Below are 25,827 nucleotides of genomic sequence, written 5' to 3'. Positions count from 1 at the left end.
ATGAGCGCGATCCGGCCTTTCACACTGGAAGTTCCGCAATCCGAACTGGATGATCTCAAGGCGCGGATCGACATGGCCCGCTGGCCGGAGAAGGAGCCGGTCGACGACTGGTCTCAAGGCACGCCGCTAGCAGTTCTGCAGGATCTGGTGGCCTACTGGCGCAACGACTATGATTGGCGGCGGTGCGAGGCGCGGCTGAATGCGCTTGGCCAGTTCATGACCGAGATTGACGGGCTCGACATTCATTTCCTCCATGTCCGGTCGCCACGCGCCGATGCCATGCCGGTGGTCATGACCCATGGCTGGCCGGGTTCGGTGATCGAGTTCATGGGGGTGATCGACAAGCTAACCAACCCCGACGATCCCACAGCGCCCGCCTTTCACCTCGTCCTCCCATCGCTGCCTGGCTATGGTTTTTCCGGCAAGCCGACTAGGACCGGCTGGGGCGTCGAGAAGATCGGGCGCGCGTGGGGCGAACTGATGGCGCGGCTGGGTTATGAGAAGTGGTTTGCGCAGGGCGGGGACTGGGGTTCGATCGTCACCACCGCGATCGGGGTGCAACAGGTGCCGGGCTGTATCGGTATTCACCTCAACATGCCGATTGCTCGGCCGACCGAGGAAGACCTTGCCAATCCAAGCCCGGCCGAACTCAAGGCGCTGGGCGCACTCAAGCATTACCAGGATTGGGATTCGGGTTACTCCAAGCAGCAAAGCACGCGGCCGCAGACCGTTGGCTATGGGCTGGTAGACAGTCCGATCGGGCAGGCCGGCTGGATCCTCGAGAAGATCTGGGCCTGGACTGACAACCAGGGCTCACCTTGGGACGCGCTGAGCCGCGACCAGGTGCTTGATAACATCATGCTTTACTGGCTGCCGCGGAACGGGGCCTCTTCCGCGCGGCTCTATTGGGAAAGCTTCGGCAGCTTTGCTGCGCAGGAAATCGCCATTCCGGTGGCCGTCAGCGCCTTTCCGCGCGAGGTCCTGCCAACCCCGCGAAAGTGGGCGGAGCGGAATTATCGGAACCTGTTGCACTGGGGCGAGGTTGAACGGGGCGGCCACTTCGCTGCCTGGGAGCAACCGGATGCATTTGTGCGGGAATTGTGTCTCGCTTTTGGACAGATGTCCTCAGCGTGACCCGAATCACGGTTACGTCTTTCCAAAAAAGGTAGAAAATACGTACAGTAAGGTGTCATGCTGCGTTCATGTGGCATCTGGATGGGTGCGTTTGGCCTAAAAATGACCGTTTGGAAGTAAGATTGAAACTCTTTGAAGCTAGGGTTTGCGGGACGTTGGTACATCCGCAAGTCGCGGCGGGGTGATTTCAGAAGGAAAATCATGCAGATCGATAAAAGCATCACCGCGAGTGAGATGCTCGATCCGGTAGCCGCCTGGCTGGAAACGGCACGCATCGGCATTATCGGCTTGGGGTATGTTGGCTTGCCGCTGGCGGTTGAGTTCGGCAAAAGCTTCCCCGTAACCGGATTCGACATCAGTGAGCGGAGAATTGAAAGTCTGCGCAAAGGTTTAGACCACACCCTTGAGACATCACGCGAAGAACTGCAGAGCGCCGAACACCTGACTTACACCACCAGCTCGGTCGATCTGGAAGACTGCAACGTGATGATCGTTGCGGTGCCGACCCCGATCGACAAGCTGAAGCGTCCGGACTTGACCGATCTGCTGTCGGCCTGCCGGGTCGCCGGTTCGGTGCTGAAGCCCGGCGACCTGGTGATCTTTGAATCGACCGTTTACCCGGGTTGCACGGAAGAAGACTGCGTGCCCGTGCTCGAGGCTGTTTCCGGCCTCAAGCTCAACGAGGATTTCCACGTCGGCTACTCGCCCGAGCGCGTGAACCCCGGCGACCGCGAGCATCGCCTGACCGATGTGGTCAAAGTGACTTCGGGCTCGAATGCCGAAGCTTTGGCGCGCGTTGATGCTCTTTATGGCGCCATCGTTACCGCCGGGACCTTCCCGACCGAAAGCATCAAGGTTGCCGAAGCAGCCAAGGTGATCGAGAATACCCAGCGGGACCTCAACATTGCCCTAGTCAATGAGCTGGCGATCATCTTCAACCGGATGGGCATCGATACCCAGTCGGTGCTTGAAGCGGCTGGCACCAAGTGGAATTTCCTCCACTTCCGGCCGGGTCTGGTCGGCGGCCACTGCATCGGCGTCGATCCCTATTATTTGACCCATAAGGCGGAGAGCATCGGCTATCGCCCAGAGATTATCCTGGCGGGACGCCGGCTGAACGACGGCATGGGCCGCTACTGCGCCTCGCAGCTGATCCAGGCGATGAGCCGCAAAGGTATTCCCCTGAAAGACTCGCGCGTCCTGTTGATGGGCTTTGCTTTTAAGGAAAACTGCCCGGACACGCGCAATACGCTGGTGACAGACCTTTATTGGGCGCTCAAGGAATACGGCTGCGAGGTCGATGTCCACGATCCAGTGGTCTCGGCCGAGGATGTTCTGGCCCACACCGGCATCGTGCTGATCGATCAACCTTCAGCGGGTGCCTATGACGCCACTGTTTTGGCGGTCGGCCACGATGTGTTTCGCCAACTAGGTTCGGCCAAAATTCGGAAGTTCGGACGCAGCAAGCACGTGTTCTTCGATCTGAAGCACCTGTTTGACCGCGCGGATAGCGATCTCAGGCTCTAGGCGTTGGGTTGGCGGGCTGTCTTGGCTGCCAGCGGGCGCGCCCGCTTGGGATACCAGGCCGCAATCTGATGTTCGAGATGCGCCATCAGGGCCGAATGGTCCATCACCGCCCGATGCCGCTTGGCGGCGCGGGCGCGGTCCAGCGCCACCGACAGGGTCTCGGCATCGTCCGCGATTTCGATCAGGCCGCGGCTCGCGAAGACTTCGGCAATCTCGCTTTGGTGGTCGTCATAGGAATCGCCAGCAGAAACCCGGCGCGGGATCGCCACAACGCCGCAGCACTGTGCAAGTGCGGTGATGATCGAACCGGTTCCGGCATGGCAAACCACCAGATCCGCCCGCGTAAGCAGTTCCTGCAACTCGTCGAAAGGCAGGCTCTCGACAATCGTCAGGCCCGGTATCTTGGGACGGGGCAAGTCACTCTTGCCAACTTGAAGGACGACGTCCTCAGGGATCCGTCCGGCCGCCTTCAGTTCCACGACCGCGCGCTCCAGCCGGTGCAGAGGCAAGATCGCGCCGACGGTTGCGAACAGCAGGCGTTCTTTGCCTTGGGCGATGGCCGGTTCGGTTCGCAGCGGATCGAATGCGGTGCTGCCGGGCCAATTGTCGGCCGACACCTGAGACTGGGTGATCCGGATATTGGCCAGCGGGCCGCCGATCCGGGCGAACTTGCTGGGCGCGTGAAACCGGGCAAAGCTGTCAACCAGGATGACCTTCGCACCGATCAGCCGTGCCCAGGCAATGACGAATATCTGCGAGCCGGCGCCCGTGGTGATGACCACGTCGGGGCGCCGGCGGAGCATGATTCTGAGCGAGTGCCAGGCACTGCGGGCGGCGCCGGAAAGCATTGCCCAGCCTTTACCCATGCGGCTCTGGCCCAGGGCGAAGTGGGGTATGAATTCCACATCCTCGCGCCGCGCCAGGGACCGCGCCAGCACCGTATCTTCCGTCACCAGAAAATGCGGATAGCGCGACCACAATGGTTCAAGATCAAGCAGTTGCCGAAAATGGCCTCCGCCCGAAGCAGAAAGACAGACCAGCGGTGCAGAATTCATGAGATCGGGCCGAGCCACGCCTTGTCCTTGCCGCAAATGTCCCGCTTTGTGTTTGCGAATACAGTTGCCAATATAAAATTAGTGGTGGCAAATTACGCCTAGCGCAATCGCATTTACCATTTTGCTATACCGGCCATGGCAACAACCGTGTCCCGGAGCCGATTTTAAGGAAACCCCCGATGAAGTACGCTAGTTCAATCACCGTAGCCTTGGCCTTGATGGTGGCAGCATGCGGCGGGAAGGGCGATGTGCCCTCTGGGCAGGTTGTCGCAACCGTGGATGGGCAGGAAGTCACCCTGGCTGATCTCAAGGCAGAGATGAGCACGGACGACAACACCGATGCCAACACGCAGGCGCAGGCATTGGAGCGGATTATCGCCCGAAAGTTGCTGGCGGCTGAAGCGCGGCGTCAGAAACTCGATTCCACGCCGCTTGCGGCGATCGTCAAGACCCAGGCTGAAGAAACCGCCCTGGCGCAACTGCTGGCCCGGAAGGTCACCGAGGGCGTTCCCAAGGTATCCGAGGACGAGATCAACGAGTTCCTGCGCAGCTATCCTGCCAGCATATCTGACCGCCGCCTGCTGTCGGTCGACCAGTTCTTCGTCCCGAGCTTGCCGCCCAAGGTGCTGGAGGAGATCTCTAAGGTGAAGACCATGGAAGCGGCCGAAGCGATCCTTAACGCCAACAAGGTGGTGTTCCGCCGCACGGTGACGAACGTCGATACGGTCTCGCTCGATCCAGCCTTCGCTCAGCAACTTGTGGGGACGGAAGGTAATGACATCTTCGTCATGCCTAACGGCCAGTCGGCCGAGATTGGCCGCATCGTCTCGAGCCGGTCAGAGCCTATCACGGGCGATGCGGCACGGCAGGCTGCGCGCACAATCATGATGCGGCAGCGGAGCGTCGAGATGGTCAACAATCAGCTGGGCAAGGTCATTGCAGAAGGCCGCCGTAAGGTGCAGGTCAATCCGCAGTTCCAGGGCAAGGCAGCCCCGGCCAGCGCTGCCGAGGCGGCCAAGCAGGCTGCTCCCGCCGTCGCCAAGTAAGCGCGAAAGGGCAGGCGGCTGGTTTGCCGCCGCGGTCCCGCGGTAACGATCCTGGGGTGAGATCGAACTGATGCATTCTCCCACCCTTGAGCGGGTACGTCGCGGCGAGTTGTGCACGGGATGCGGCCTGTGCGCCGCGCTGTCTGACGGCGCCTTCAGCCTGGCAGACAGCGCGCCAGGCTATCTCCGGCCTCCTGCAGGCGCTGCGCTAACGCCTGCAGCAGAAATTGCTGTTGCCGCAGCCTGTCCGGGCAATCGTGTTGCGCCTTGGCCGGAGGATCGGCCGGTCCACCCTTACTGGGGGCCGATCGGTTCATGCCAAACCGGCCACGCCGGCGATCCTGCAGTCCGTCACCTGGGTTCTTCGGGTGGCGTTCTGACGGCGCTAGCCATCTTTGCGCTTGAACAGCGACTGGTCGATGCGGTTGTCCATGTCGCTGCCGATCCGGCCCAGCCGACGCGCAACCGCAACGTCCTGTCGCGCGACCGGGACAGCGTTTTGGCAGCAGCGGGGTCGCGATATGCGCCGTCCAGTCCGCTTGCCGAGGTCGATTCCCTGCTGGCCAGCGGGGAGCGGTACATGTTTATCGGCAAGCCCTGCGATGTTTCGGCGCTTGCGGCTTTGGGCGAAATCGATCCGCGCATTGCCAGCGCTTTCCCGTACCGTCTTTCGTTCTTCTGCGGCGGCATCCCGAGCTTTGCTGGCACCGACCGGATCCTGGCCGCCCTCGGCTTGGCCGGCCGGAAGCTGGCAAGCTTCCGGTTCCGCGGCAATGGCTGGCCGGGACTGACCGAGGCGCGCACGATGGACGGCGAGGTTGCGACCATGCGTTATGCCGACAGTTGGGGGCGTTATCTCAGCACAGAAGTACAATACCGGTGCAAGATCTGCCCCGATGCGGTCGGTGGTGTGGCCGATATTGCGGCTGCCGACGCCTGGTATGGCGGTGAGAGCGGCTATCCGACCTTTGAGGAACTCGATGGGCGCAGCCTGGTTATCGGTCGCACCGCAATCGGCCAGGATTTGCTGGCGCGCGCGCTGGCATCGGGCGCGATTGCACTTGAGGAGTTGGACCTGGCCGAGGTAGACCTGATGCAACCATCGCAGGCGCGCCGCAAGCGGCTGGTCGCGGCGCGTACTGCCGCCGCCCGCACCTTGCTGCAGCCGGTGCCGGAGATGCGTGGGCTCGGCTTGGGCGTCGCGGCACGGCAGGGAAAGATTGCGGAAACCATACGTAATTACTTTGGCAGCTTACGACGCATCATTGTGGGGCGCAGGTAAGATGAGGCGAAGTCATTCCATCGAGAAAGCTTGGGTTCATACCATAAATGCTGTAGCGACTAGCAACATGGGTGTGGCTAATTCATCTCGTCGCCGGGTCTGGCAGTTTCGTGCCGGGCTGATGGCTATTTGCTTGCTGTCGCCAGCGGGGCTGCGTGCGCAGGAAACGCCGAAGGGCAATTTCGAGGAGGTCGGGCTCAACTTCGACCTGCGCCACTTTGGCAACTCGGTAAGATCGTCAGAAGCGAGTGCGGCTGCGCGCGGACTGGTTCTTGCAGACCAGCGTCTCACGGTTGGCGTCGATATCGCGGTCAACCGCGATATCGGGCGGAACACGCTTAGATTGGTCGCCAATGTCGGCTATGATTTTTACCGTCGCAACACGCGCCTGAACCGCGAGCGGATCGGGATCGGTGCAGAGACCGGCATAAATGTTGGACCCTGTCTGGCCGAAGTGGCTGCGCGAGTAGACCGCCGTCAAAGCGATCTTGATAGCATTGCCCTGGTCAACCTGCCGGATGAAGACAGCGTCAGCAACACCGAGACTGTCCAGACCTACCGCGTCGAAGGGCGCTGCGGTTACGTCTATGGCCTGCGCCCGTCACTCGGATACGTGCATGCGCGCGGGGACAATTCGAACGCGCTTCGTGATATATCGGACTACACATCAAACCGTGTGTTTGGGGGTATTGCCTATGACCACCCGGTTATCGGCAAGGCCAAGCTGACCTACGAGCACGAGAAGCTCAAATTCGGCAACCGTGTTGCCACGCCGCTGGCCGCATATTCGGGCTACCAGACGGATGAAGTGCGATTGCAGCTGTCCCGCGATATCGGCACGCTGCTGACGGCCGATGCGATGTTGGCCTATACTTGGCTCAAGCCCGACAATGCCGCTGCGCAAGACTTCAAGGGCACAACGTGGCGGGTCGGCGGTACGATCAAGCCAGGCACACGGCTCCAGATCCGGGCTTTCACCGAACGCTCGATCCAGCCGTCACTGGGAGCCGAAGCGCTCTATTCGAAGCAATTGATGAACGAAGTACGGGCCAGCTACGCCTTGTCGGAACGGCTGTCCGCTTCGGGCGGTTTCAGCCTGCGTAAACGCGATTACGAAGGCGCCCAGGCCAATTTTGGTCCGCTTTTGGATGAGGACAAGTTCCGCCGAATTTTCGCCGCGATGACCTTGCGCACCAGCCGCCGGCTCGATCTCACCCTTGAGGGCGGACACGAACGGCGCAACGCGACCGGTACGATCTTTGATTACAGCGGTGGCTATGTCGGCCTGCGTGGCCGGCTCAAGCTCTAGCACCAGGATGATGGACCAGATGAATTTCGCATTTGCAAATGCACGGCCCTTGCGCGGCTTGTTTTCCCTGATTGCTGCTTTCCTGATTGCGCTGTCGGTCCATGCCGGTCCTGCTGCCGCACAAACTTCTGCGCCGGCTCCGACCCAGGTTCCGACCCAGGCTCCGACCCAGGCCTCGGTCGCAGCACCGGCGAATGGCGGCGTGATCACCCTGAATGACGGCTATGTCATGGGGGTTGGCGACGTGGTGGAGATTGCGGTGCTGGGCCGCGAAGAATTCAAGCCGCGCGTGCAGATCCAGGTCGATGGCACGGTTCAGCTGCCCTATCTCCATTCGGTCATGGCTTCGAATCTGACCGTGATCCAGCTGCGCGAACGCGTAGCCAAGCTGTTGCGTGATGGCGGCTATTACGTCGATCCCGTCGTGAGCGTGACGGTCGTCAGTTATGCCAGCCGCTATGTGACAGTGCTGGGCGAGTTCGCGGTTCCCGGATTGGTGCCGGTTGACCGCGCCTATCGCGTTTCGGAAATCCTGGCGCGCGCCGGCGGTCCGCGTCCGACCGCTAGCGATGAGCTGGTCCTGCGGCGCGCTACCGGCGAAGAGGTGATCCTGCCGATCGAGCTGCTTTCTCGCGGTGGGCCGGCCGATGATCCGCTGGTTCAGCCCGGTGACAAGCTGTACATTGGCGCGGCGCCCAACTTCTACATCTACGGGCAGGTCAATGCGCCGGGAGCCTATCGGACCGAACGCGGTATGACCCTGCGCATGGCCCTGGCCCGGGGTGGCGGCCTGACCGAGCGCGGCTCAACGGGGCGTCTCTCGCTTTTCCGGAATGGTAAGCAAATCAAGGTAGGACTCGATTCCGTGTTGCAGGGCGGCGATACTGTCGTCGTCGGCGAACGCTTCTTCTAGTCCAATGAGGATCGGCCCGATCGCATGAGTTTCGAACAAATCTTCAGATTGCTCTGGGCGCGCCGGGCACTGATCCTGATAGCCACGGTGCTTGCTCTGTTTGCGGCAACGATCGCAGGCATGGTTCTGCCGCCGCGGTACCAGGCGCATGCCCGTGTCATGCTGAATCTGGTCAAGCCAGACCCGATCACGGGCGAAAGCATCTCCTCCCAGTTTGCGCGCGCCTATGTTCGCACCCAGACCGAGCTGATCCGCGACTATCGCATTGCCGGCAAGGTGGTTGATATCCTTGGCTGGGCCAGTTCGCCCGACCTGGCCGAGCAGTATGCCAACCGCCGTTCGGACGACGTGCGCGATTTCCGCCGGTGGATGGCACAGCGGGTTATTGACAGCACCAATGCCGAACTGATCGAGGGAAGTAACATCCTCGACATTTCCTACACTGCGCCTTCGCCGCAAGGTGCGTCTGCCGTGGCAGAGGCGATCCGGCGGGCCTATATCGAACAGGCAATTGCCTTCCGCCGCGAAGATGCCAGCCGCGATGCCGAATGGTTCAGGCTGCAATCGGCCAAGATCAAGGAAGAGCTTGCCGCCGCCGAGCAGCGCAAGAGCGCCTTTGAACGCGCCAACGGCATCGTGCTTGACGATCAGGATATTGATCAGGACCAACGCCGATTGACCGCGCTGGCAATAGCCCAACCGGCGCAGGCCAGCGGGCAGGCTATCTCGGTTGGTGCAAATCCGGCTGCAGCGCAGATCGCACAACTTGATGCCGCGATTGGCACGGCGGAGCGGACACTGGGCCCCAATAACCCGCAGCTGCTCGACATGAAGCGGCAGCGCGAGGCCCTGGCCAGCACCGCTGGTTCGGCGCAAGTGGTTTCCGCTGGCCCTTCGGGTCCCTCGGTCGGGGCACAATACAACGCCCAGTTGCAAAAGGTTCTGGCCCAGCGCGGCAAGACGGATGAGGCCCGGCGTCTGTCGGTCGAAGTGGCGGTGCTGCGCGACCAGTTCCAGAAGGCCAGCATGCGGGTTGCTGAACTTGAGCAGCAGTCACAGTCGATCGAGAGCGGTCTGACCCTGCTTGGCGCGGCGACTGCACCCAACAAACCTTCGTTCCCGAACTGGCCGTTGATCATTTTTGGTTCGCTCGGGCTCGGCCTGATGCTTGGCGTCCTGGCAGCACTCATCGCCGAACTGCTGGCCCGCCGCGTCCGCTGCACCGCGGATCTGCGATTTGGCGAACTGCCGGTGCTGGGCGAAATGGCCGTGCCGGCACGAAGCGGAGGCTGGAAACTGCTCAGCTTCGGCCGCAAGCCGCAAACCTCTGAGGTAATGGCCCATGGCTGACGTCGATTACACGATTGCCCCGGGCGCCTTGCGCGAGCGGCCGCACGCTTTGGCGGATAGTAGCGCCCAGCATTCCTTCGTCCTGACCGAGCACCTGGTGGCAGCAACGCGGCCTGGCTCGATCCAGGCGGAGAGTTTCCGGGGGCTGCGCTCCAACCTGCTCTCTCAACACGTCAATCGTGGCCGCCGGGCCCTGGCCATCTGTTCCCCCGCAGCGGAAGCCGGCTGCAGCTTCGTCTCTGCGAATCTGGCGTTCGTCATGGCTCAGGCTGGCGTCAATACCCTCCTGATCGACGGCAACCTACGCGGACCATCGATCCATCAGTTCATCGCCAGCGATCACTATGGCGCAGGGCTGGGAGAATGTCTGGCCGATGATACCCTGCCATTGGCCGGCGTCATCAAGCGGGTCCAGCCTTCGCTTTCTGTGCTCTATGCCGGCGATGCAGGCATTGCGGCGGCTGACCGCCTCGGCTCGTCCGTGTTCCGCAACCTGATTTCCCAATGCCTGCGGGATTACGACCTAACGATTATCGACACCCCGCCATCCAGCCTTTCGGCCGATGCACGGCGGATCGCGGCGGTTACCCATTATGCCCTGGTGGTCACCCGGCGTGACAAGACCTTCGTCAAGGATGTGCGGGTCCTGCTTGATGAGCTCGCCGCCGATGGGGCAGAGCCGATCGGCACTTATCTGAATGACTTCTGACGCGATTAGCCGGACGAAGCTTGTCATTCCAGCCTGGTGGCCGCTGCTGCTGGGGCTGCTGGTCTTGGCTGTGCCGACCATCGCCAGCCTCTCTAGCAGCGCCTGGTCGACTGATACCGGTGCCCATGGTCCCATTGTCCTCGCGACCGGTCTTTGGCTGCTTTATCACGACGGGCTGCGCCCACCGCCGCCTGGAGCGACCGCGCACTGGCGGCCGGCGCTGCCAGTCTTTGTGGTCGGCTTGCTGAGCTATGCCTTTGGGCGCGCCTATGACTTCATTAGTGTTGAGGGACTTGGGCTGTATCTGGTCTTTGTTGGCATGGTCATCCGGCTGGCCGGGCTTGCGGCGGTGCGTCGGCACCTGTTTCCGTTGTTCTACCTGGCCTTGTGCCTGCCGCCACCAGGCTGGTTGATGACCGAGCTGACTGCGCCGCTCCAGGTGCTGGTTAGCTGGGCGTCCGAAGGGCTTGCCGCCGCGCTCGGCTTCCCGATTGCAAGAGAAGGGGTGGTCCTGCACGTGGCCCAGTACCAGTTGCTGGTGGAGGATGCTTGCGCTGGGCTCAATTCGCTGTTCGGGCTGACTGCGATCAGCCTGCTCTATATCTTCCTCGCACACCGCGCCTCGCTGCGTCATGCCGGGATCCTGCTTCTGGCGGTAATCCCGATCGCGATCCTGGCGAATATCATCCGCGTCTTCGGATTGATTCTGATTACTTATTATTTTGGTGATGCTGCGGCCCAGGGCTTCATGCATTCGACCACCGGCATGGTCATGTTTGTGGTTGGGCTGTTGCTGATCATGGCCTTCGATCAGGTGGTCAGCCGGTGGCTGCTGCGGAGCCCGGCACCATGACGCTGGACAGGCGTGACCTGCTGGCCGGACTGGCCTGTGCCGGCGGGCTGGGCCTTGCCGAATGGCTGCGGCCGCGCACCCCTGTCGTTCTGATGCCACCGGGCGGCAAGCTTACCAATCTGGTCCCGCAGCAGCTTGGTCCCTGGTCCCAGGGCCAGGAAGGGGACATTGTCGTCCCCCGAACCGAAGGCAGCCTGGCTTCGCGTCTCTATGGCGATCAGCTGGCCCGGATCTATTACCGCGCCGATCAGGCTAACATGCCAATGATGCTGAGCATCGCCTATGGCAGCCGGCAAAGCGATTCCTTGCAATTGCATCGTCCTGAGGCCTGCTACCCGGCGGTCGGCTTCACGGTTGGCCCGCCGCGCAGCCTCATGCTCGACCTTGGCGTGACGCAGGTGCCGGCAGTCGCACTGACGGCAACCGTGCGGGACCGAATTGAGGATCTGGTCTATTGGACCCGCATGGGCCGCCGGTTCCCCCGCAATGAGGCAGAGCAACGCGAGATGCGCTTCGCCAATGCGATCGAGGGGCTGGTGCCCGACGGCGCGCTAGTCCGGGCTTCTGCGATCCGCACTAACCCGGATATGCCGGTATTTGGCGCAGTTGAGGCCTTTCTTAAGGCCCTGGCGAGCTCGCTCGGCCGCGATGGCCGCAAGGTCCTGCTCGCGGCCGAAGGATAAGTGCGGCTAACGGAGTGCCAAGGCGTTGCTCCGTTATGGGACAACCGTGGAATCCCCTAGTGTTTTGCATTGTCAGTCCCCCAGCCGAGGGTTAAACAGGCATTAACTCCGAATCGGCCTTTAGCTAAAAAGGTCGCGCTTTCCCGGATGGGGGCATGGGCGATGAGGGGCAGGGAAGAACTGGAGTATTTGAAATGAAGCGGACTTTTACCCTTGCACTCGCAGCTGCCGCGACCTTTGCGGCCGCATCGCCGGCTCAGGCCGCGCTCACTCCGACGGGCCTAGCTTGTAATGCCTCGCAGGTTTCGCCGACGGCTTCGGCCTGTGTCGGCTGGTACCAAGGTCAGCTGCTTGGCGGTTCGCCCGGCATGCGGGCTGATGCTAAGGCTGCCCTCGCGTTGCTCGGCTTTAACTGGTCGCCGAATATCCTGTCCAACACTGTGCAGATCCTCGGCAGCCTTAACGGCAACACGATCGACTTTACTGCTGGCAGCGGGATCCTCTCTGGCAAGACCATCATCGGTATCCACCGTGGTGGTGCGAACAATGGCGAGCAGTCGACCGCTTTCTTCCGCTGGGATAACCTTTCGCCGACCGACAAGATCACCCTGAACCTGGGTGGCCTGTCGAGCTCGACGCTCTTCCTCACCACCTTCTCGGTCGTGCCTGAGCCTGCCACCTGGCTGCTCATGATTGCCGGTGTTGGCCTGGTTGGCTGGCAGCTGCGCCGCCGTCGCCAGACGGTCAAGGTCAGCTACGCCTGATCTGATTACCAGTTAAAACCGCTTCGAGGGCCGGGTCTTTGACCCGGCCCTTTGCTTTTGGGCGGATATGGTTGCGCGAGCGAGGGGGTTTGCAGTTCCCAAGGACTTCGGCGAAGAACCGCCCAGGCCGATCGCGCCCGTAAACACATGAGTCGCCACAGGCGCTGCTTTGCGTCCTATCCAGGTATGCCAGGGTGGACCCTGGGTCAGCTTTGCAGTTCGGCCAGTCGCAACCAGATTGTCAGCGGAACGCCGTCATCGACAAAGGTCAGCGGGATCTCGCCGCTGGCCTCCCCATCGGCCATCGGCTTCAAAGCCGGGAACTGGTTCAGCGTAACTTGCCCGAAATGTTCCAGGGCATGACCAACGGCGGCGCGCAGCTGATCATGCGGGACCTGGGTCAAAAGCTTCTCAACCTGCTGTTGGGCGGCTTCGGGCAGGCGCAGCATCTGTTCGCGCGCCATCATCGCCAGTCCGTCCTTTAGATCGGCTGAAGTCACTGACTTGCCGCCGCGCTCGATTGCGCGGCTACTGGCCTGGTGGGCGATCAGATTGGCCAGATAAGGCGAACCATTGGCCGAGGCGATCAGCCGCTCTTGCGCAATCTTGTCGATCAGAAGGCCGCTGATTGCCTGCCCATTGGTAAGGATCTCGATCAGTTCGGCATCGCTCATCCGGCCAACCGGGATGCCCAGCAGGTTGCGGCGGATCGACGGGATCTGGCGGACCAGCTCGCTAAGGTTTTCAGCAACGCCGCCGATCAGGATCTGGACCTTGGAACTGCGATCGGACAGGTTCTTGATCAGTTCGGCCACTTCACGGCGGAAATCCGGGTTCTCGGTCCGGTCGAACTCGTCGAGAATGATCAGAAGCCGCGTGCCGGATACGCCATCGAGGACCTCGCTGAGCGAGGCAGGCGTCAGCCGGCTCGCATCAAACAGATCGGCCAGGGTCTTGCCGGATTCGACCTGGGCCGAGGTCGGATCACCCTTTTCATGGTAAAGCAGCGGAATGTCCTCGGCGATCGCACGAAAGGTACTGTCGAGGTCACTGGAGGCACTGCACGAGGAATAGCGCACCAGATAGCGGGCATCCTTGGCCAGCAAGGCTATGATATGCAGCAGGGAGGTCTTGCCGATCCCGCGATCACCATAGAGCACCACGTGCATTCGCCGTTCTTCGATCGAACGGATCACGCTGGTCAGCAGTTCGCGCCGCCCGGCGAATTGCCGCAGGTCCGAAACCGGCTGCGAAACCGGGTAGGCGCGGCCTAGCCGGTGACCGGCCGAAAGCTCGCGGGACTGGCCGCGATCGTCCTCAATCTCGTTCGCCAGGCCGGAAAAGCGTGGCAATCCTCCGGAATTGCTGGCCGGCGCAACGGGCGCGGAAACGACCAGCGTTGCCTGTCCGTCATCATACTCCGCCTGGTCGTTCTGTGGGCCAAGCCCGAAAAGCTTTCTAATCCAGCTCATGTGTTTTTGTTATCCGGGAGAGGGAAGGTTGGCGCGCGGCATAGCCCTATTCGGGGCGGGACAGCGGCTTAAGCACGTAATAGATATAGGCCAGTACTGCCACCAGCAAGGCAACAGCGGGGATCGGATAGCCTTCATCGCCGACGTAGTTCACGGCCATGCAGCCCATGGCCGGCGGCAGATAGTGCCAGACCTTGTCAGTCGGTTCAGGCGCGGCCGAACGCTGCAGGTACAGCACAGCTAAACCGCAAAAGACCAGGACCGTGATCCAGTCGAAGATCGATTCCATCAAATGCATCCTGTCATTCGCGACTTGTAGCCGCGAAACTATACCGAAGCTCAGCCTGTGACCAGCAACACTGGCCTTAGACCTGCCGTGGTGGGGTATTGTTCGTTCTTAGAGAAGCGATGATAAACTGAATATGCCAATAATCCGTAATCATGAACTTTGTTGCGCCGATGGCTGGCCAAGCGTCCGGGTGGCTGGCACTAGTCAGGTTTCCGGGTGGTTGACCCGCTGTCAGACAGGGGAGATCGCGGTTGAGGACTTTTGCTGACCTGCCTGCAGGGCGGGACAATCATTTCAACCTGATCCGCCTGCTGGCCGCCGCGGCGGTGCTCGTATCCCACAGCTTTCCCCTGACCCGCGGCATGGGCAGCGAGGAGCCGCTCGAAAGACTGACCGGGCAGTCGCTTGGTGCGGCGGCAGTCTATATCTTCTTTGGCATATCGGGCTACATGATCACGCGCAGTTTTGACCGCCGCACCGATCTGTGGAGCTTTGCCGCGGCGCGGATTGCACGGATTTTCCCGGGTCTGCTGGTGGTTCTGGCGATCACCGCCTTCATCCTTGGTCCGATTGCGGCAGTGGTGGACTGGCGGACTTTCTTCGCTGATCCGCGAGTCTGGACCTATGTGCCCCGCAACCTCAGCCTGCGGTTCCTGCAGTTCGATCTGCCCTATGTGTTCACCGCCAACATTTACCCTGGCGCAATCAACGGCTCGCTCTGGACGCTGTTCTGGGAAGTCGCCTGCTATGCGATGGTCGTGGTGCTAGGACTGCTTGGAGCCCTGCGTGGCAAGTGTTTGCTGGGATTCCTGGCGATTTATCTGGCAGTTTGCGTGGCCATTACCGTCACTGATGAACCGGGGAGCTGGATACGCCTGTCTTTCCCCTTTGTAACTGGCATGGCGATCTACCTGCTGCGCGACCGGATTCCAGCCAGTGGGCCTGCGCTGGTGCTAGTCTGTGCAGGGGCCTTGGCACTTTACCTCACGCCGCTGTGGCCGCTGGCCTACGGTTTCGCGCTTGCCTATCTGGCGTTGCTACTGGGCCATGCCAAGGCCAACTGGCTGCTGGGCTATAACCGCCTGGGTGACTACAGCTATGGTACCTATATCTATGCCTTTCCGGCGCAGCAGACCGTCGCCTGGCTTGTTCCCGGCATTACCGTACTCGAGATGATAGCGCTGACCCTGCCAGCCACGCTCGTCCTGGCTGTCCTTTCCTGGCACCTGATCGAGAACCCCGCGCTGGAGCGGCGGGAACGCCTGGCAGGGCTGATCCGGTCGCTTCTGCCGGCGCGCCTGGTCAAGCGGAGCTAAAGCCTACGCGCGCAGGGCGTGCTTTAGCCGGCTGGCGAGTGGCATCCAGCAAAACGCGCCGTGCATCTTCAATCTGAACAAGCGTTCGGTGTCGGATGGTTCAACCGCCGTACGGCCCCGGAGAATTGCAGCGTGGCCGCTGCCGATCCGTTCGGGCATGACCGAATAGGCCCGGCGATAGCCCGCGCCGTGCACAGCCTGAACCGCCGCATCGTTGAGGCTGCCATAGGGAAACGCAAATTCGTCGACCTTTTGCCCGCAGACCTCTTCCAACGCGGATCGCGACACTGCCGCCTGCCGGGCAGCCTCCTCGGGCCCAACTGCTGCCATCTGGACATGATCGATCGAATGCGACCCGATCCGCAGCAAGGGTGACTGGATCGCTCGGAGTTGATCCGCCGACATCACGGTTTCGGCCTGGTCGTGCAGCGATTCCATTGCCCAACCGGCCTTTTGGCCAAGCCAACCGCTGGGAGCAAAGACTGTCGCGGGCAGCCTTCGCTCCGCCAGGATTGGAACTGCATTGCGGGCAACCGAAGTGAATGCATCGTCGAACGTGATTGCGACCATGGGGCGATCGCCGCCCACGTCACCTTCGAAATCAGCGAAGACAACGTCCGTCTCAGCCGCCAGGATATCCATTTGCCGGGCAAAACCATCCCGCAGATGATCAGGCACGGCATGATAATAGAGGATGGTCAGCGCCGGGCGGACTCTTAACAGGCGCGCTCCCGCCATCCAGGCCGTGGCGATCGATGTCTTCAGAGGGCCGTGCAGCGCCACGTCAGGCTGTCCTGACCGTCATGAAGGGGACGGAGAGTTCAACCTCCCGCGGATCCAGACTGTAGCCGCTCGACGCTCCCCCGGTAAATCCGATCTCCTCCAGCACCAGCTGCGCGGGCCGATTGCGATCGGTCTTGTGGAAATCGATGAAGACTTCGGCCGTCGCGGGCCCCGCTAGGCGAACCAGGTGATCGATCAATGCCTGTTCGATGAACTTGCCCTGGACCCGGCATGACAGCATGAAATCATCAACCACGACCCGCGGTGTGCCGGCGATGTCCTCCAGATGGGCCATGCAGAAGCCGACCGTGCCATAGCTGCCGAACCGGTCGCTGCATTCGATCACTAGGTGGATGCGATCATCCTCTAGCGCCTCGGCGATGGCGGCACGGTCATACTTCCGGCCTGAGAAGTTGAGCTGATTGGTGCGCTGGACCAGCTCGGCAATCCGGTCATGATCGGCGGGCAGATCGGGCCGGATCGTCAGCACCAGCTCGCAACTGCGCAGGAACTCAAGGTAGTCATCTCCGAACGAGCCGGCCGCCTGCGTGCGTACCACAGCCTCCTGGTACATCTTACGGCGACTACGCGATTCGGCGGTTTTGGCACCCTGAAGGCGCGGGTGCTGGAGCAAGTTCGCAAGCGACTGATCGTCGAGCACTTCGACTTTGGGGTGAACCGCGCTGACTTCGGCGCGCTCGAACGGATTGTCGTCGATAAACATGACCGAATCGATCCCGATATCGATCGTGTCGACGATCGTCTTGATCGAGCGCGATTTCGGCAGCCAGCCGATCTGCGGAAACAGAAGGAGTTCATCGAGACCAAACCCGGCAAGCCGCTCAAGCGCGTCCGCCGGAGCATTCTTGCTGGCGACCGAGAGCAGGATGCCGCGCTCGTCCAGTTCCCGGAACAGCTCGCGGATCCCGTCACGCAGGCGAACATCGCCTTCGAGCAGCACGCCGTCCCACAGCGTGTTGTCGAGGTCGAACACCACCAGCTTGGCCGGTACCTTGAACTCTGTCTGCGCGCTTTCAACGGGCTGCGCTGCCAGCGCGGGATCGAACACGACTTCCAGTTCGAACAGGATCAGGTGCGGCGTGGCAGAGCCCAGCGGCGCGAGCGCAAGGTTGAACGGCAGACCACATTCGAAGACCGGTGCAGCATCGGAGATGGGGATGGAAAGCCGATTGCTGCCGGGCACGAGGGTGATCGGGATGCTGACAGGCGGCGGCAACTGACTGGCGGTCAGGTCCCGGGTTAAGCGGGCCTTGTCGACTGCGATAGTCAGCAGGAGCTCGCACGGCTCGGCATCCAGGTTTTCTGCCTCAATCAGCGCCAAGTTCGGGACCGGACCGGTCGGATCGCGGTGCCGTTCGAGCCAGGTATTGACCCGCTTGAACAGGGTTTCGTGCGCGGTGGCCCAACGCGGCGCGGTGGAAAAGCGCCCGATCAGCTGGCCCAGTGCATGGGCTTGCCGAGCGGCCAAGGCTGTCAGGCGCTCTGCCGTGCGCGCCTTGGCGGGCGGAAACAGCCGGGCGTTGCCCTGGGCCTCCAGCTTGCCCCAACGCTTGAAGCGCAGTTCGACGCCAGTGCGCTGACCGGCCTGGACTGGCACCAGTCCGTTTTCGATCCGCCGACACTTGCCCGCCTCGGTTGGGGAGAACAGATCGCAGCTGGCATAACAGCTTGGCGCCGCGCATTCGATGCAATGCTCGGCCCACGACAAGAGCAACCGGTCACGCAGGTCATCCGCAGCCGGCGCGCGATCGCCTCTCCATTCGCTGGGGCGGGCAAAGTAGTTGAACTGGAACATCTAGATTGGGACTGCGATAGCTTTAGCCTTACCGGGATGGCAATCACGGCATTACGATATATTCATTGCGATGGCGTTTAGGCAGGGTGGACTGCCTGAATTCAGGGATCGATTGGCGCATAAGGCCGGTTTGTGGCTTTGGAAGTTTCAAGGACCAGTGTGGACAGCAAGGATAAAATAGTCGTCTGCCTGGTTGGGTTCCGCAACGCTGCAGATGTCATGCGGTGTCTGCCGGCTCTTGCCGCGCAGACTTTCACGGCATTCGAGGTGGTCATTTGCGAGAACGGCGGGATTGAAGCGCTCGCCGCACTTGCGGCGGTGGTCCCAGACCGCCTGGATGCAGGCCAAGCCGTTACCCTCATCGCCGATCATTCCAACCCGGGCTATGCCGGGGGCATCAACCGCTGCATCGCTGCGCGGCCGGATGCTGGCGCCTATTGGGTGCTCAATCCCGATACGGTGCCCTATCCCGAGGCATTGGCCGCCATGGCCGAGCTGGTATTCAGCGGGGCAGGGGACGCCATTGGCGGACCGATCGTGCTTCCCGATGGCCTGCTGCGCACCTGCGGGGGGCGCTGGTCGCCGTGGCTTGCCTATTCCCGCGCCATCGCCAACGGAACGCCGCTGGCGGCCTGCCCGACCGCTGAAGAGGTGGAACCGCACCTTTCATTCATTTCCGGCGCATCGCTGCTGGTATCGCAGCGCCTCATCGCCGAGGCCGGGCTGATGCGAGAGGACTATTTCCTTTACGGCGAAGAAGTTGAATGGTGCCTGCGCGCAAAGGCAAAAGGCCTGCGCCTGCGCTTTAGCCCTGCGGCAGTGGTGCTGCATTATCAGGGTACGACCACCGGATCGGCCCACGATATCAGCGGCCGGCCGCGTTTGGCGATCTTCTGTGATGAGAGAAACCGGATCCTGACACTGCGCGACACGGCTTCCTTTCCCGTCTTCGCCATAGGTGCGATTGGCGCGGGACTAACTGTTCTGATCCGCTATGGACGGCGCCTTGCTTTCCGCGCGCTACGGCATGCTCTGGCCGGGTGGTGGGCCGGGCTGTGCAATCGGCGGGGGAAACCGGCCTGGATGACCAACCCAAAGGAAGCTCAATGCGAAGTGTGACAATTGGGCTGCTGTGGCACTCAGTCAATTCAGGAAACCTGGGCGTTGGCGCGTTGACGATCGGCAACATGGCGCTGATCCGCCAGGCCGCTGAAGCGGCTGGTATCCGCCCTCGCTTCGTGATCTTGGGCTTCGTCGATCCCGGCCGGGCGTTGTATGTCGATGGCCCCGATGTGGAGATTGTCGCACTCAACTCGCGGGCAATGCTCCCCGGTGGAGCCTTTACCCGCGCGGTCCGAAGCTGCGACTGCATCATAGACATCGGCGGGGGTGACAGCTTTACCGATATCTATGGGGCCAAGCGCTTCGCGTTCCTGTGGGGCAGCAAGGCCATAGTCCTGATGCAGGGCAAGCCGCTTATTTTGGCCCCGCAGACTATCGGGCCGTTCACCAAGACGGTCCAGACACGGCTTGCCGCCTGGGCCATGACCCGTGCCCAGGCCGTGTTCTGCCGCGATCCGATTTCGTTTGCCTTCGCCCAGACGATGGCCCCGGCAACGCGGCTGTACCAATCCGTCGATGTTGCCTTCGCCCTGCCGTTTGAGAAGCCGGCGCCACAGCCGGGTAAGGCCAGGATCGGAATCAATGTTTCTGGGCTGCTCTACAATCGGGGCTATGACCGATCGAGCAGCTTCGGGATGGAGATTGACTACCCGGTCTATGTCGATCGCCTGCTTGCGGCGCTGGAAGGACGGGAAGACTTGGAGGTGACAATCGTCCCGCACGTGCTCAGCGACGCGACACCGGTGGATGATGATCGGCGCGTGGCAGACATGCTTACGGCGCGTCACCCCTGGCTGCGGCGCTCTCCCGATTTTGCCGATCCAGTCTCCGCCAAGTCATTCATTTCAGGGCTGGACTTCCTTACCGGCGCGCGGATGCACGCCTGCATCGCCGCCTATTCATCCGGTGTCCCGGTTTTGCCATTGGCCTACAGCCGGAAGTTCACCGGGTTGTTCGAAGGCGCCTTGGCATATCCCCATGTCATTCCCGTTACGGGTGTTCCCACCGAGAAAGCGGTCGATCTGACAATCGAGGCAATCGCCGGGCGGGACAAGCTCGCTGCCAGCATTGGCCGCGGCAGTGCCGCTGTGGCGGCATTGCTACGCAGTTATGTTGACCACCTGGCCGAATTCCTGGCCATTACGGCGCGATAGCCGCTTCCTGCGGCAGTTGCCCTGCCGCGCGCCGGGTGTGTTCGCGAACCCGATAGATCAGGGCAACTGTCAAGCCAAGCACGGCAAAGAAAAGCGTCAGGTTTTCAAGCTGGCTCAACACGGTCTTGATGATCAAGAAGTTTACCAGCGTGATCGCCGCCGGAACCAGCAGCGAGGATTCAAAGTCATAAGTCCGGCTAATTTCCTTGGCGCCGGTCAAGGCGGCCCAGGCAAACATGATGACAAAGGCAGCCAGCCCTATAAGGCCCAGTTCCAGCGCCAGCGACAGCATATAGTTGTCGATCGTGATCATCCCGGCTGGATTGGTGAAACCCAGCGTTTCACCGCTCCGGCCGATGCCATACCCCCATGGGCGTTCCAGGATCATGGGCAGGCCCTTGTTAACCTGGTCGATCCGGCCCTGGTTGCTATCGCTATAGGCGCTGGAGCCCCAGACGATGTTCTTGAGCCGCTGAATTGCAAACGATGCGGCGATGAATGCTGCAAAGCCCAAGGGGTAGCCCAGCACCACAACCGGAGCCAAGAGCGAGTCCTTGCGTTGCCGCATGCGCATCACGGCCCAGGCCAAAATGAACAGCAGCGAGGCAAACATCAGTCCGATCATCCCCAATCGGGCGTCGGTCTTGGCAATCGCCCATATCAGCGGGGGGATCGTGCAGACCGCAGCAATTCGGGCGACCACATTCTTGTGGTAGGCGGCTATGTGCATGATGAATGGCGCGCTAAGGGCCAGAAATTCCGACATTGAGAGCGGTGAGGCAAATTTGGTCTGGGCCCTGAAAACCCCGGTGCTGCCGCGGACCTTGGGCGATAACATGCGTTGCACCGCTTCGTCCTCGATCTTCAGGAAGTTGGGGATGTGGCCGGCCCACGGGATTGCTTGCCGGCGTACTTCCATCACCGCGATAATGCAGATGACGATCGTGCTGGCCCAGACAAGATAGCAGAAGATCGTCGCCGTTCCGGGCCGTCTGAACACATGGCTCGCGATGAAAAAGATCATCACCCAGGCATAGGCGGCAACAAATAGTCGGTTGGCGGAAGCGAAGGGTTTATCCGATACCAGAACGCTAAAGGCTGCAACGGCAGCAAATATCGCCATGGCCTTCCAGATGACCGGGACCTCAGCCAGCACAGCCTTGATCTCGGCTCGATAATGGCGCGACTGCGAAAGCGACGAGATGTAGAAGATTGCCAGCGGTATCGCGGTTATTCTTCCCATCGTGATCCAGGGGAGCCCAGGCAGGGCAATGGCCAGGTAATCGGGCCACAGCATCGCTCCTCCCAGGTAGACAAAGAACAGCACCTCGACGAGCCTTGGTGAGGGATTGTCAGTTTCGGGCAGGAGCCAGAGTACCAGAAAGGCTGCGAAGGCGGGCAATAGCAGCAACTGCATCAGGAAGATCGTGCCGGTAGCCCCCACGACCAGCCCGTAAAAGAGTGAAATCAGCGCCAAAGTTGCAGAAGCAATAAACCGGCGGCGTCGCCTGCGTTGCTGTTGCGTATATCCGCCCAACACCAGAGGCGCGGCGGGCTTCCTGGCCCTACGAGGAAAAGGCCAGCGCCACGTGCCAAGTTTGGTCAGGAGCTCACTGCGATTGATCATTTGGCGGAGCTATGCACCGGGACCGCGGCCACGAACAGCCCAAAGATCACGGACATACAAAGTCCGCGCCGACAGCGCGCCCGGCTGATGCAGAACCGAATGCGGTCTTGCACACGCGCCGCTGGAGCTCTGCCGGAACAGGCGTGCGACTGCGGATAAGGCGCAGGAGCTCACCTTCCCACGGCGGCGCGGCATTGAGCCAGCGGTTGGCCTGCGCGCCCGTAGGTTCCGTGACCGGGGCGGTTGCAGCGGGCGGCCTGCCGAAGTTGCGGGATACCGTGACGCCTTGATCGTTGGGGTTCATGCGCAGGCCGATGGGTCCGCCCAGCATAATGTTGTCGCGGATTGCAACGTCTCTGGTCTTCAGGCCCCAGCTAATCAATGCTCCCAGCGAATCCGGGGTTGAGACCAGCAGATTGTTTTCGAAGACCAGCGCTTGAGGCGTTGCGGTCTTCTCGTTGTTGCCCTGGAATGTCACCGCCTGTTTGGCATCGATCACCGTATTGCGCCGGAAAGCGACATTATTGTTGCCTTGATAGGCGGTCAGTCCGTTGCCGTGGACACCCTTGACGTCGGCGATGAAGTTGTCGGTCACTTCAACGTCCTTGGCCTCGGCAACATAAATTGCTGTGCGACCAATGCCGACGATGGTGTTGCCCGAGATACGCGTATTGACCGATGGCCCGGCAAGGCGAATGCCAGAGCCCCGGACAATACCTTCGATCTGGTTGCCCACTATCGTGAGATCGCTGACCCCGCGCAGATTGATAGCACCCGTGCCCGATCGCAAGTCCAAGTGCCGCAAGCGATTGTTGCTGATTGTCAGGCCGCGAATGCCGGGCGTGTTGACGAACACTCCGATGCCTTTTCCATAGGCCCCGCCGTCACCCATCTGCTCAAAACCAAGGTTCCTGATCGTCACCCAAGAAGCATTTCTGACCATGATCCCGCCGCGGCCGGAAGCGAACGCGAACTTGCTTCCCGCCTGCCGGGGCAGGGCCAGCACCAGTCCGTCGCTGACTGGCAGGTACTCGCCAGGCTCATCAAGAAACTGAGGCAATCCGCGCAAGGCATAGCGCGTATCGCGATCAGTGTAGAAGCGCAGGCCAGCGGGATCAAACTGGGCCACACCATTCTTGATCGAAAGGACCGGTTTGCTCACCACGACATTGCGCTGGACCCACAAGGCCAGCTCCATCCCGCAATCGCCGGCGCAATCCGGACTGCGGATCGGCAGGGGGAATTCGCCGGCCTGGATCCGGCTGGTTGCGATCGAACGGAATTGCGTGATTTCGTCAGGATACTGCGCGGATTCGGGATTCGGATCCTGGGCCAGCCGCATGGGTCCCGCGCTGTCGAAGATCGTTCCCGCCAGCGCCGCGTGGCGATCGATCCGCAGCAGCACCGCTTTGCCGGCCAGGCCCTGGCACTCCGGTTGTGACCCGCACGGGATCGCCTCGACCGGTTCGGACCCGTTGATAATCGCGGGCGCTCCCGCCGCGGCTTCAAAGACAATCGGCGCGGGCTGGGTGCCGCTGTCACTTACGACGATGCTGCCGCGATAGGTTACGCCGGCCGCAAAGGTGACCTTGTCACCCGGAACCAGCCGCAGACCCTTGGGCTGGCCGGTTGCGTTGGGATCGCCGGGCGCGTGCTTCCAGCTCCGCTGCGGCGAAAGGCCATCGTTCTGATCGTTACCGCGCTCGTAATCGACGTGGAAATGGGCTGCCGTCCGTGTTTTGCCGTTCTGTGCCACAGCGAAACTGCCCAGTGCCAACGAGATTGCGGCGACAATGATCCAACCCAGTTTCATCATCACAGGATTACAGATTGTTGCAGATAAGCAAGAAGCCAAGCTCGCTCCGGTCAGGCACGAACTTGCGGGTCTGCAGCGCATCGAGCATGGCCGGATCAAAGATGCCGAGGCGATCGAGGCGTCCGAAATCGAGCCGATCGGCGCCGCCGTGCTGGCGCCACGCCTCGACAACCGCTGCGCTTCCCAGCGCCGCACCAGAGCGCGGCCGGATCCGTTGCCCAACCTTGCGGGCCAGCTTACGGGCAGTGCCGCGCAGACTCTCCAACTTCGTCCCCAGTCCTGGGTTCAGGAAACTCGCGGGCGTCCTGCCGCTATCGAGCGGGATCCTGGCCAGCATGGGATCGATGTCGTGCAAAAGACGGTATGCAGCTATCGATTGGCTGCGGCTGGAAGCCGGAAGAGCCATGGCTGCGGCAACAAAACTCGGATCAAAGAAGGGCATCAGCATCGTACGTTTAACCAGGTTGCTACTGGCTGCGTTCCCCACCCACGCCTGCATGCGCAATCTGAGATAGAGCCGATCCAGCACCTGCCCCCATTCGCCCGCGAAATTGCCCAGTTCTGCCAGCAATGCCTGGCGCTGCGTCGGGATCATTGCATCGCGCGCATGCTTTGACAGCAATCGCGCTGAAACCTTGTCGTTGGCCGTCAATCGCCAGTCGACAAGATTGGCCCACAGGCTCTCAGAGGCGGGCAAGCCAAGCGGTTGCATCGCGTGATAGAAGCCGCGCAGGATTTCACCGTTCTGGCCGCCGAACCGGATTAGTTCAGTGCTGTCTTCGCCGGCCGCCAGCAGTGTTGCCTTGTCGACGGGATTGCCCATGCCCTGATAGCCGTCGCATGCGTCGGCCAAGGTTGCGAAAAGCACCGCGGGATCGTCCCAGGGGGTGGCGGGCGGCTGGTTGATCTGGTGAACTAACCCGTAGTCGCTAGCCAACCTGCTGGCGATGCGCTGGTCCGGGCTGATCTCTCCGGGGCTGCCAAGGGTCAGGGCACTTCGTCCGGCCCGTTGCTCGGGAGTCATAGCGGCCAGGATCAGCCGACTGTCGAGTCCGCCACTCAGCTCAAGCGCCGCAGACGGCGCCGCTGATAGCAGCGCTTGCACCGCATTGCGGAACGTCGATTCCACGTGATGATTTAAATCTTTGGCCTGGCTTTGGGAGCTGGCGGCGTACTGATCCGCCCAGGGATCGGGAGGCAGCAGCTTGCTGACCCCCAGGTAGGGCGTGGCCGAGAAGGCGAAGACGCCCAGCTGCGAATAACCAAGCAGCGCGCCAGTGTCAGGTTCAGCACCGATCGCTCGGGCGACAAGCCGGGCTGACGACGCGGTGAAGAGTACGCCGTCGGAGCGGCCTTCGAACCAGTGTCCGAGCCCGAACTGGTCAAAGTGCACGGTGGGACGGTTTGCGCTGCGATCGACGGTCAGCAGCCGGAACGGCGGTGCTAGGTCCATGACCCATTCGGGGCCGTTGCGAACCAGCGCCCTGCCGACGTCGGCCCGCGACATCAACAGGCCTCTTGCGCGATTTACGAATTGCCGTGTCGGAGTGGCGACCACCCAATCGCCCAGTTCAACGATGCAGTCTTGCCGGTTCGCTCCAACAATCCAGCCTGGACCTTCGCTGATGGACCAGTCCCGCAACTGCTCAAGAAGAGCCTCTACCGCAGCAGGGCGATGGCCTTGGTCATGGTCGGGCCAGCTGGCAGACCAGATTATCGGGCCGGTATCGCGCACTATGGGTCGCCTTGCTGCTGAATCTCAGGACAGGGCAAGGTCAAGGCAATCTCTTGCTAAGTCAATTGAGCT

General features: G+C 61.6%; 22 protein-coding genes and 1 pseudogene. 15 read left to right on the top strand and 8 right to left on the bottom strand.

All coding sequences use genetic code 11. From position 1 onward, the window contains the following. Both FRF71_RS14385 and FRF71_RS14380 read left to right on the top strand, forming a co-directional pair. Entirely contained in the window at nucleotides 1-1,134 is a 1,134-nt protein-coding gene (locus tag FRF71_RS14385) for an epoxide hydrolase family protein (RefSeq protein ID WP_202878086.1), read from the top strand. 201 nt (nucleotides 1,135-1,335) lie between these two features. Next, nucleotides 1,336-2,661 (top strand): nucleotide sugar dehydrogenase, encoded by a 1,326-nt coding sequence (locus tag FRF71_RS14380; RefSeq protein WP_238339270.1) that lies wholly within the window; start codon nucleotides 1,336-1,338, stop codon nucleotides 2,659-2,661. Here FRF71_RS14380 and welK read toward each other — a convergent pair. Next, nucleotides 2,658-3,716 carry a beta-1,4-glucuronosyltransferase WelK gene (gene welK / locus FRF71_RS14375; RefSeq protein WP_147091304.1) on the bottom strand — a complete coding sequence of 353 codons (1,059 nt, stop codon included), beginning with the start codon at nucleotides 3,714-3,716 and terminating at the stop codon, nucleotides 2,658-2,660. The genes FRF71_RS14380 and welK overlap by 4 nt on opposite strands. A gap of 179 nt (nucleotides 3,717-3,895) precedes the next feature. Between welK and FRF71_RS14370 the strand changes: the two genes are divergently transcribed. The 10 genes and pseudogenes from FRF71_RS14370 to FRF71_RS14330 all read left to right on the top strand — a co-directional run bounded on the left by FRF71_RS14370 (nucleotide 3,896) and on the right by FRF71_RS14330 (nucleotide 12,625). After that, entirely contained in the window at nucleotides 3,896-4,762 is an 867-nt protein-coding gene (locus FRF71_RS14370; protein ID WP_147091303.1) for a hypothetical protein, read from the top strand. 70 nt (nucleotides 4,763-4,832) lie between these two features. Further along, a pseudogene (locus tag FRF71_RS15800) lies at nucleotides 4,833-5,297 on the top strand (coenzyme F420 hydrogenase/dehydrogenase beta subunit N-terminal domain-containing protein); the annotation flags it as partial. A gap of 45 nt (nucleotides 5,298-5,342) precedes the next feature. Beyond that, the gene (locus tag FRF71_RS15655) at nucleotides 5,343-6,044 is read left to right on the top strand and encodes a Coenzyme F420 hydrogenase/dehydrogenase, beta subunit C-terminal domain (protein ID WP_238339268.1); all 702 of its coding nucleotides are present in this window, start codon (nucleotides 5,343-5,345) and stop codon (nucleotides 6,042-6,044) included. A gap of 121 nt (nucleotides 6,045-6,165) precedes the next feature. Beyond that, a complete protein-coding gene (locus tag FRF71_RS14360) occupies nucleotides 6,166-7,353 on the top strand; it encodes a porin family protein (RefSeq protein WP_161597989.1) in 1,188 nt (395 codons plus the stop codon). 58 nt (nucleotides 7,354-7,411) lie between these two features. Continuing rightward, a complete protein-coding gene (locus FRF71_RS14355) occupies nucleotides 7,412-8,266 on the top strand; it encodes an SLBB domain-containing protein (RefSeq protein WP_161597988.1) in 855 nt (284 codons plus the stop codon). 24 nt (nucleotides 8,267-8,290) lie between these two features. Next, nucleotides 8,291-9,616, top strand: a complete 1,326-nt coding sequence (locus FRF71_RS14350; RefSeq protein ID WP_147091299.1) for a Wzz/FepE/Etk N-terminal domain-containing protein — start codon at nucleotides 8,291-8,293, stop codon at nucleotides 9,614-9,616. Next, entirely contained in the window at nucleotides 9,609-10,325 is a 717-nt protein-coding gene (locus FRF71_RS14345; protein ID WP_147091298.1) for a CpsD/CapB family tyrosine-protein kinase, read from the top strand. Before FRF71_RS14350 ends, FRF71_RS14345 begins: the two co-directional genes overlap by 8 nt. Next, on the top strand, nucleotides 10,315-11,178 hold the full coding sequence (gene xrtV, locus FRF71_RS14340) for an exosortase V (RefSeq protein WP_147091297.1): 864 nt from the start codon (nucleotides 10,315-10,317) through the stop codon (nucleotides 11,176-11,178). The genes FRF71_RS14345 and xrtV overlap by 11 nt, the downstream gene beginning before the upstream one ends. Beyond that, complete coding sequence (locus FRF71_RS14335) at nucleotides 11,175-11,861, top strand: exosortase C-terminal domain/associated protein EpsI (protein WP_147091296.1); 687 nt, start codon at nucleotides 11,175-11,177, stop codon at nucleotides 11,859-11,861. The genes xrtV and FRF71_RS14335 overlap by 4 nt, the downstream gene beginning before the upstream one ends. 194 nt (nucleotides 11,862-12,055) lie before the next feature. Next, on the top strand, nucleotides 12,056-12,625 hold the full coding sequence (locus FRF71_RS14330) for a PEPxxWA-CTERM sorting domain-containing protein (RefSeq protein WP_161597987.1): 570 nt from the start codon (nucleotides 12,056-12,058) through the stop codon (nucleotides 12,623-12,625). Between the two features lie 206 nt (nucleotides 12,626-12,831). On the opposite strand, the gene FRF71_RS14325 is transcribed toward FRF71_RS14330, so the two are convergent. Both FRF71_RS14325 and FRF71_RS14320 read right to left on the bottom strand, forming a co-directional pair. After that, the gene (locus FRF71_RS14325) at nucleotides 12,832-14,097 is read right to left on the bottom strand and encodes an nSTAND1 domain-containing NTPase (RefSeq protein ID WP_147091294.1); all 1,266 of its coding nucleotides are present in this window, start codon (nucleotides 14,095-14,097) and stop codon (nucleotides 12,832-12,834) included. 46 nt (nucleotides 14,098-14,143) lie between these two features. After that, nucleotides 14,144-14,386: an XrtV sorting system accessory protein gene (locus FRF71_RS14320; protein WP_147091293.1), complete on the bottom strand. Its 243-nt coding sequence runs from the start codon at nucleotides 14,384-14,386 to the stop codon at nucleotides 14,144-14,146. 251 nt (nucleotides 14,387-14,637) lie between these two features. On the opposite strand from FRF71_RS14320, the gene FRF71_RS14315 reads away from it, so the two are divergent. Continuing rightward, entirely contained in the window at nucleotides 14,638-15,702 is a 1,065-nt protein-coding gene (locus tag FRF71_RS14315) for an acyltransferase family protein (RefSeq protein WP_147091292.1), read from the top strand. A gap of 3 nt (nucleotides 15,703-15,705) precedes the next feature. Here FRF71_RS14315 and FRF71_RS14310 read toward each other — a convergent pair whose 3' ends face one another. Next, entirely contained in the window at nucleotides 15,706-16,485 is a 780-nt protein-coding gene (locus tag FRF71_RS14310; protein ID WP_147091291.1) for a polysaccharide deacetylase family protein, read from the bottom strand. Nucleotide 16,486: 1 nt separating this feature from the next. After that, nucleotides 16,487-18,301, bottom strand: coding sequence for an HAD-IIIC family phosphatase (locus tag FRF71_RS14305; protein ID WP_147091290.1), 1,815 nt, complete (start codon nucleotides 18,299-18,301; stop codon nucleotides 16,487-16,489). Between the two features lie 132 nt (nucleotides 18,302-18,433). On the opposite strand from FRF71_RS14305, the gene FRF71_RS14300 reads away from it, so the two are divergent. Beyond that, nucleotides 18,434-19,420, top strand: coding sequence for a glycosyltransferase family 2 protein (locus FRF71_RS14300; protein ID WP_345335742.1), 987 nt, complete (start codon nucleotides 18,434-18,436; stop codon nucleotides 19,418-19,420). Beyond that, nucleotides 19,408-20,577, top strand: coding sequence for a polysaccharide pyruvyl transferase family protein (locus FRF71_RS14295; protein ID WP_147091288.1), 1,170 nt, complete (start codon nucleotides 19,408-19,410; stop codon nucleotides 20,575-20,577). The genes FRF71_RS14300 and FRF71_RS14295 overlap by 13 nt, the downstream gene beginning before the upstream one ends. On the opposite strand, the gene FRF71_RS14290 is transcribed toward FRF71_RS14295, so the two are convergent. The 3 genes from FRF71_RS14290 to FRF71_RS14280 are packed head-to-tail and all read right to left on the bottom strand — an operon-like array spanning nucleotide 20,564 to nucleotide 25,755. Next, a complete protein-coding gene (locus FRF71_RS14290; protein WP_147091287.1) occupies nucleotides 20,564-22,204 on the bottom strand; it encodes an O-antigen ligase family protein in 1,641 nt (546 codons plus the stop codon). The genes FRF71_RS14295 and FRF71_RS14290 overlap by 14 nt on opposite strands. A 46-nt stretch (nucleotides 22,205-22,250) precedes the next feature. After that, a complete protein-coding gene (locus FRF71_RS14285) occupies nucleotides 22,251-24,017 on the bottom strand; it encodes a right-handed parallel beta-helix repeat-containing protein (RefSeq protein WP_161597986.1) in 1,767 nt (588 codons plus the stop codon). Nucleotides 24,018-24,027: 10 nt separating this feature from the next. Continuing rightward, nucleotides 24,028-25,755 (bottom strand): asparagine synthase-related protein, encoded by a 1,728-nt coding sequence (locus FRF71_RS14280; protein ID WP_147091285.1) that lies wholly within the window; start codon nucleotides 25,753-25,755, stop codon nucleotides 24,028-24,030. Between the last annotated feature and the right edge of the window lie 72 nt (nucleotides 25,756-25,827).

Origin of the sequence: Novosphingobium ginsenosidimutans, from assembly GCF_007954425.1 — a bacterium.
Classification (GTDB): Bacteria; Pseudomonadota; Alphaproteobacteria; order Sphingomonadales; family Sphingomonadaceae; genus Novosphingobium; species Novosphingobium ginsenosidimutans.
Note: the sequence above shows the minus strand (reverse complement) of the source record. Positions and strands in the feature narration are given on the sequence as shown.